This window comes from Synechocystis sp. PCC 7509 (genome assembly GCF_000332075.2).
Taxonomy (GTDB): domain Bacteria; phylum Cyanobacteriota; class Cyanobacteriia; order Cyanobacteriales; family Chroococcidiopsidaceae; genus Aliterella.
This window is the reverse complement of the sequence record NZ_ALVU02000002.1, coordinates 325,527-332,442: the sequence shown is the minus strand read 5'-3', so window position 1 is coordinate 332,442 and position 6,916 is coordinate 325,527. Positions and strand designations below refer to the sequence as shown.

Here is a 6,916-nt window from a genome sequence, read left to right as displayed (position 1 = left end):
ATCGAGCGTGCGAAGACACTGAAGTGTTGAGGCCTCTGATAGCACAGCACCCAGACCTAGCAATTGCAGTAGAGTTAGCAGAGGAGTTTTTACGGCTGCTACGCCAGCGACAAGGTGAGGCGTTTGAAGCTTGGTTGACCAAGGCTCTCAAAAGTTCGTTGAAGCCATTTCAATCATTTGCATTCGGTCTTTTTGATGACTACGTGGCGGTTAAGGCAAGCATGATGTTAAACGTGAGCAATGGACCAGTGGAAGGATTGAATAACCGATTAAAAATGTTGAAACGGCAGATGTATGGACGCGCTGGATTAGCATTACTCAGCAAACGTTTCATTCTGTCTCAGTAACTCATATCCAATAGTCATCAGTTCCTCATATTATGACTAGATCACCAAAAGCTCGGAAGAACCCAGGATAGTTGACATTCAACAGATTGCTTTCCTTACGGTGCGAAAGCCCTGAAAGAGAAAAAATTAGGAGCGCTGATTGTCCCCTTGTTTATCACCAACGCTCGGAGTGAATTATCGTTATTTATCAGTTGGCAAACGATTTTTGACGGGATTGCCTGTAAACATTCTGAAGAAATTCTCTGTGTCAACCTCAGAAAGTTTTACTTTATCAAACCAAGATTTAGTAGTTCTTGGGGAGAGGCAAGCACGTCAATTGCTACAAAGAAAATCTCACTTTGAGGATTAAGCAAAAACCGCCATGCGAGAAGAATACCAACACTGTCACCCACCCACGGAGTTTGCACTTTACCTGTCACTTTAATCTGGGTAAATCCCTCTGCTGCTGGCTCCGAGATCCCCCGTTCAGGTATCAGCTTGAGTCCGTAGCATTCTTCACGCATATAAGTGAGGATAGACTCTCGGCTCACAATTGGTTCCTCGAAGGGCGGTTGCAATGCACCGTCTTCAGCAAATAAAGCCACCGCCGCCGGAAAGTCAAAGGCGTTCATATTCTCCATGTAGCTCAAAACTGTAGAGTTGTTGATGCCCTCAATGCTGATTTTAGTTCGGGGTTTAACATCTTTAGGTGGAACCACAGGTTCTGCGACTTCTGGGGTAACCATCGTTGAGCTATATCCCATGTTGAGGACAATATCTCGTAATACCGTCAGTTGCTGACCCCCTTCAAGTTGACGGATGGCTCCAAGCACTTCTGATGCCGTTGCTGACAATTTATAACCTTCTGGAATCGGAGCAACAAGCCCTTGTTTCATCCACTCGCTTAACTGATACCAAAAGCCTAACTTAACATTTGTGCCAAAAGCTGAGTAAGTGCGGCAGATAGGAGTGTCAGTATGGTTAACCAAATCGCACATAACTTGCGTTTGCTCCAATTCAGGCATTTGTTTAATTTGAGTCAGGGTTTTCTCTGCAAAAACCATATCGACTACCTGCATAGCGGCAGCAGTGATTGTAACTCCCATCTCCGTATAGGCAAACCAAAGTAAAGCTAACTGATCCTCAGCCTTGAGTCGCTCAAAAGATTCAACTGTCGCTGGAACCGCATTAGCAACTTTAGTGTCCGGAAAAATAGAGCGTGCAGACTCGATAGTAAAAGACATAATCTAACTCTCCAAAACTAAATTACATTTGATAATATTTGTCGTCAAGCCGATATTGCACAGCATACAATTAACCGAGTTGTTGTAGCTGATAAGACATAAAATTTAGGATGTTTCTCCCTCCACAAAGTTAAGAATTGGGGTAGTGACAATTATTGCTACCGGAAATCGAAATAATCCTAGAATCTCCATTAGAAGTGCGACCGCACGTAAGGAGTATGCGTGCAGATTCGCCGCCTTGCGTTCAGCCGCTTCTCCCCGCCTGTCATACCGCGCTGTCGTCACAGGACTCGCGTGACCCGCCAATTTCTGCACCGTGCTAATGTCTGCCCCCCGGTCTAGCAAATTACTAATAAATGTGCGGCGAAAATCATGGGGAGAGAAAGAAGGAATTTGTGCCTCCAAACCCCGTTGCCGTAAAATATCCAATACTGCCTGGTCGGTCATCCTCCGTTGTTCAACCTTGCCGCCTTTGCGTGTCGGATAAAATAGCGCCCCTAATACGTCTCCCCGCCAGATTAGCCAGTCTATTAATGCCGCCGTCGCCCCATCATCCAGATAAGTCGTCCGATCTTTATCACCTTTGCCCGATCGCACCGTCAAGCAATTATCCACTATATTCCAATCAGACAAATCCATTGCCACTACCTCAGAACGCCGCAGACCCGCTCCATACAACACTGCAATTAACGCTGCATCGCGGCTGCCCTTGACAGATTTATCTTGGGCGCACACATGAAATAAAGCCTGCACTTCTCCTATACTCAAAGCCCTACCCTTCAACAACCTTTGCCCAGTTTTACGCTCGATGGCGATCGCCCTATGGTAATCCTCCGCCGATATTTGCCCTAGCTTCCAAGCTTCTTCTAATACCCGACTCAGCGCTGCCATCATTTTGTTGGCGTTGCTAAAGGCGTATCTTTCGCTCAATTGCGTGTAAATAGCTTGAGTGTGCTGATACCTGAGTTCTGCCCAAGGAAAGCTGATTGCGTCTAGCTCCCCAGCACTGACTATTTTGGCGATCGTTTTCAGCGCCCTCGGGACAGAAAACCGAAATAAGCCTGGAACTTATACTTAGTAGGGATTGAGCCGAGATACGTGTAATTTAGTGCCACTTCACTAGAAACGCTTACCTCATCTCCGTTTCAGCCATACTACATTAGGTGTTGCTGATGTCTGCTAACTAGAATTAGCAGATGTAAATTGACTTAAAAAAGGGTTTTATGTCTGCTAATGCTACTCAAAACTCCCTAAAATCATGTCTGCTAAGGTAAGTGGCACTTTTTTACAGCTATCTCGGCTCAACCCCGTATATGAACGCAAGAGAAATTGGCTTAACACAAGCCAACGCAGCGTGCATCGCTGAAATATCCGAGCGAACGGGTCAACGCATTGAAGCCGGGCAACATCAACCCAATCGTGGTAAAGTCAAAAGTCATAGCAGCACCCAAGATCCATTAGGGGAGGTATGGGACAAAGAACTAGAGCCAATGCTCAAAAAGGAACCTCGGCTCAAACCGATGACCCTGTTTGAATATCTACAAGACACTTATCCAGGCAAATATACCCAAGTCCTGCGAACGATTCAACGACGAGTTCAAACTTGGAAAGCTCTACATGGGCCAAGTCCAGAAGTAATGTTTGAGTTGCGCCATGAACCAGGCATGATGGGACTATCCGACTTTACCCAACTCAAAGGGATGGAGATAACCATTGCTGGCAAGCCGTTTGAGCATTTGCTCTATCACTATCGACTGGCTTATAGCGGCTGGCAATATGCCCAAATTATTCAAGGCGGAGAAAGCTTCATCGCCCTCGCTGAAGGATTGCAAAATGCACTCACAGCATGTGGTGGAGTACCCAAACAACATCGGACAGATAGTCTAAGCGCAGCATATCGAAATCTAGGAGGAAACAAATCCTTAACCCGTCTGTACGATGATCTGTGCGACCATTACCGAATGCAGCCAACCCGCAACAATACAAGCGTTGCCCATGAAAATGGGGCAATTGAATCTCCCCACGGGCATCTCAAAAATCGGATTAAACAAGCAATTTACTTGCGTGGTAGTAATGATTTCCAAAGCCTGGAGAAATATCGATTACTGATTGAAGGCGCGGTTGCCAAACTCAATCAGCGGTGTCAACAGAAGTATGAGCAGGAAAAACCCCATCTCCAATCATTACCAAAATATCGCATTCCTGACTATGAAATTTTAACCGCTTGCGTCAGCACCAGAAGCACGGTTGAAGTTCGGTGCATTCTTTATACAGTGCCATCCCGATTGATTGGACGACAATTAGAATTACACCTTTATCACGACCGAATTTTAGGCTATTTGGGTACGCAATTAGTAGTCGAGCTACCACGACTGCGGGTGACTGATCCCGATAAACGACGGGGGCGGTGCATTAACTACAGACATATAATTGAAGGTTTGCGCCGCAAGCCCAGAGCCTTTATTTACTGCACCTGGCAACAAGACTTACTACCCACTCCAGCATTTCGAGAACGATGGTTAGAATTGACTGCTCAATTTGATTTAGATACGGCAGCCGTGTTGATGGTCGAAGCCCTGTATATTGCCGCCATCCAAAACCAAGAAGCGGCTGTCGCTGACTATTTAGAACGAGAATTAAAAGCTCAAACCCTAACTCTAAAAAGACTCCAACAGCAATTTCGGCAGCATTGTCTTGAAAGTTTTCCACAATTGACCGTTACACAACACGATCTCTCTAGCTATGACCAACTCATTGAGTCCAAACCCCACGGGCATAATCCCCAGTCCGATTTCCCCAATAATAGCCCCCAGTCCTCACCAGCAGCTAATTCTTTACCTCAAGCAACTCAAACTGACTCATATGCTCGCTCACTGGGAATCATTGGAACACCAGGCTATACAGGAGCAATGGTCTTATGCCAAATTCTTACTAGCATTATGCGAACAAGAAACACATCGCCGCAACGCGCTCCGGTTGCAACGGACCCTCGCCGAAGCTCAACTTCCCACCGCAAAAAGTTTTTCCAACTTTGATTTTAGGCATTGCCCTCAGTTCAATCCTGCACCGCTAATGCAGTTGGCTGAAGATCCTGCTTGGTTGGAGCGGGCTGGAAATTGTCTAATTTTTGGTCCCTCTGGAGTAGGGAAGACTCATCTGGCTGCTGGTTTAACTCGTCGGATGGTGGAGTTGGGCAAGCGGGCTAAGTTCTTTGCGGCTAATGCTCTAGTCCAAGAGTTGCAGCACGCTAAACTGCAATTGCAACTGCCAGCTTTACTCAGAAAGCTCGACCGCTTCGACTTGCTGGTGCTTGACGATCTGGGCTATGTCAAAAAGTCTGAGGCGGAAACTTCGGTCTTGTTTGAGTTGATTGCTCATCGCTATGAGCGCAAAAGTCTTCTCATCACTGCTAATCAGCCTTTCAGTCAGTGGGATACGATTTTTTCCGATTCAATGATGACGGTTGCTGCTGTAGACCGCTTAGTTCATCATGGCACGATCTTTGAGATTAAGTCTGACAGCTACCGTCGTCAGGCTGCTACTAATCGCTCGAATAATTCTCAATCATCCTAACCGAGCTATTTTTTATGTTTCTATTCGCAAGCGATCTGTAGTTGTCGTTTCGATCTGAACTTCCTTTTCGCGTCAACTAACCGACAATACTCTGTCGCGACACGTTAAAACACTTGACATTTAACAACCGAGTGATTATCGAGATTAACCAATCTAATCGCCTCCTAGAAGCCCTTGGTCAAGAAAAATTAGCTTTGCCCAATATCATTACTATTTATCGTGCAATTGAGACATTAGACCCAAACTCCAAAGCGATTAGCCGCTATGGCAAGAGGATAGCTTCTCAAATGTATGACCCAGTACTCATCGGTCCACGTCCTACTCGTCCCTTAGAAAGAGTAGAAATAGATCATACAAAACTGCCACTGTTTGTAGTAGATACAGAAAGCCGGATGCCTATTGGCACTCCTTGGCTCACCAGTGTTGTAGATAAGTATTCAGGCGTAAATTTAGGTTATTACGCCAGTTTTAGCAATCCCAGTTATTTATCAGTAATGCAATGTCTACTACACGCTATCGGTGCCAAAAATTATCTTCACTCCCAGTATCCGAGTGTGGAGAATAGCTGGGATACTTACGGACTACCAGAAGTGATTGTGGTTGACAATGGAAAAGAGTTTCATAGCACTCATTTTGAAGATGCTTGCCTACAGCTAGGAATTGTCATCCAATATTGCCCTCCCAAAATGCCCTGGTACAAGAGTGCTATAGAACGCTACTTTGGAGCTTTAAATAGTCAACTACTTTCGGACAAACCAGGGAAAAGCTTTTCTAATTTAATGAAGCAGTATGATTATGACCCACTTAAGAATGCAGTAGTTTCTTTTAAAGCTTTGCAAGAAATTATACATCTGTTTATAGTAGATATTTATAACCAAAGCTCACACCCCGAATTTAAGTCTCCCCGTTCATCTGTCTGGTCAAAAGCCATATCCGAGTTTCCTGCAGCTTTACCTCCATCTAGTCAAGAACTAAAAGTTCTGATTGGTAATATAATTGAGCGCAAAATCACTAGAAGAGGAGTGGAGTTTGAAGGTCTAATTTATAACAGTTATGAATTAGCTCGCCTCCGTTATTCTCAAGGAAAATCTGAAAAGACAACAGTTAAATATGACCCTACTGATTTATCTCGAATTTATGTTTTTGACCAAACAAATCGTCATTTTTTAGAAGTTCCAGCGTTGTCCCAAGAGTATACTCTTGGATTGACCCTCTGGCAGCATCAAGTAGTGAAACAACTAGCACGCTGTGAAGCAGAAAAAGTTGACATTGTAGCTCTAGCCTTAGCTAAAGAGAAGATTCAACGCATTGTCGAGCGGGAATGGGTTTCATCGAAGAAAGGTAAAACTCGCACGGCAATGGCGAGATGGAAAGGCATAGGGTTAGAAGGATTTAACACAAATAGGTGTGAATCCTCTCAAGTTGAGCAACCGTTGATCAATGCTAAAAATCACAGTTTAAGTAATGCCCAAATAATAGGAGATAAATGTGAACCTAGTGTACTAACAGGCATATCTGATATTGGAAATGCCTTCAATTACATATCATCACCAGACTCAAAGTTAGATGTAGTAACAAGAACTAAGCTTGTTGATGACGAACCGAATTCAGATATCAGTATAACTAAAGCAAATTTAGAAACTGGCAATCCTAAAAAAATAAATCCTGGTTCTACTAAAAAGGTTTTTGTTAGTGATAAAGAGAATGATGAATGGCAACCAGATTTATCTGGATGGGATATTACTATTGGGTTACCTGAGTAAGTTTACAGTT

The 6,916-nt window shown here is 44.3% G+C and carries 5 protein-coding genes and 1 pseudogene; 4 read left to right on the top strand and 2 right to left on the bottom strand.

Going from position 1 to position 6,916, the window contains the following annotated elements:
- A partial coding sequence (locus SYN7509_RS0222835; protein ID WP_148298173.1) for a transposase occupies positions 1-347 on the top strand: 347 nt, incomplete at its 5' end.
- A gap of 263 nt (positions 348-610) precedes the next feature.
- On the opposite strand, the gene SYN7509_RS0222830 is transcribed toward SYN7509_RS0222835, so the two are convergent.
- Both SYN7509_RS0222830 and SYN7509_RS26975 read right to left on the bottom strand, forming a co-directional pair.
- On the bottom strand, positions 611-1,570 hold the full coding sequence (locus SYN7509_RS0222830; protein WP_028954542.1) for an orange carotenoid protein N-terminal domain-containing protein: 960 nt from the start codon (positions 1,568-1,570) through the stop codon (positions 611-613).
- A gap of 105 nt (positions 1,571-1,675) precedes the next feature.
- Positions 1,676-2,500 (bottom strand): tyrosine-type recombinase/integrase, encoded by an 825-nt coding sequence (locus SYN7509_RS26975; RefSeq protein WP_148298172.1) that lies wholly within the window; start codon positions 2,498-2,500, stop codon positions 1,676-1,678.
- 383 nt (positions 2,501-2,883) lie between these two features.
- Between SYN7509_RS26975 and istA the strand changes: the two are divergent.
- From istA to SYN7509_RS26965, 3 genes and pseudogenes are all read left to right on the top strand, one after another.
- Positions 2,884-4,539 (top strand): annotated as a pseudogene (gene istA, locus SYN7509_RS31945) (IS21 family transposase); the annotation flags it as partial.
- Positions 4,433-5,143 (top strand): IS21-like element helper ATPase IstB, encoded by a 711-nt coding sequence (gene istB / locus SYN7509_RS0222815; RefSeq protein WP_071994212.1) that lies wholly within the window; start codon positions 4,433-4,435, stop codon positions 5,141-5,143. The pseudogene istA and the gene istB, both read left to right, overlap by 107 nt.
- Positions 5,144-5,274: 131 nt before the next feature.
- Positions 5,275-6,906 carry a Mu transposase C-terminal domain-containing protein gene (locus SYN7509_RS26965; RefSeq protein WP_009629964.1) on the top strand — a complete coding sequence of 544 codons (1,632 nt, stop codon included), beginning with the start codon at positions 5,275-5,277 and terminating at the stop codon, positions 6,904-6,906.
- Positions 6,907-6,916 lie beyond the last annotated feature (10 nt).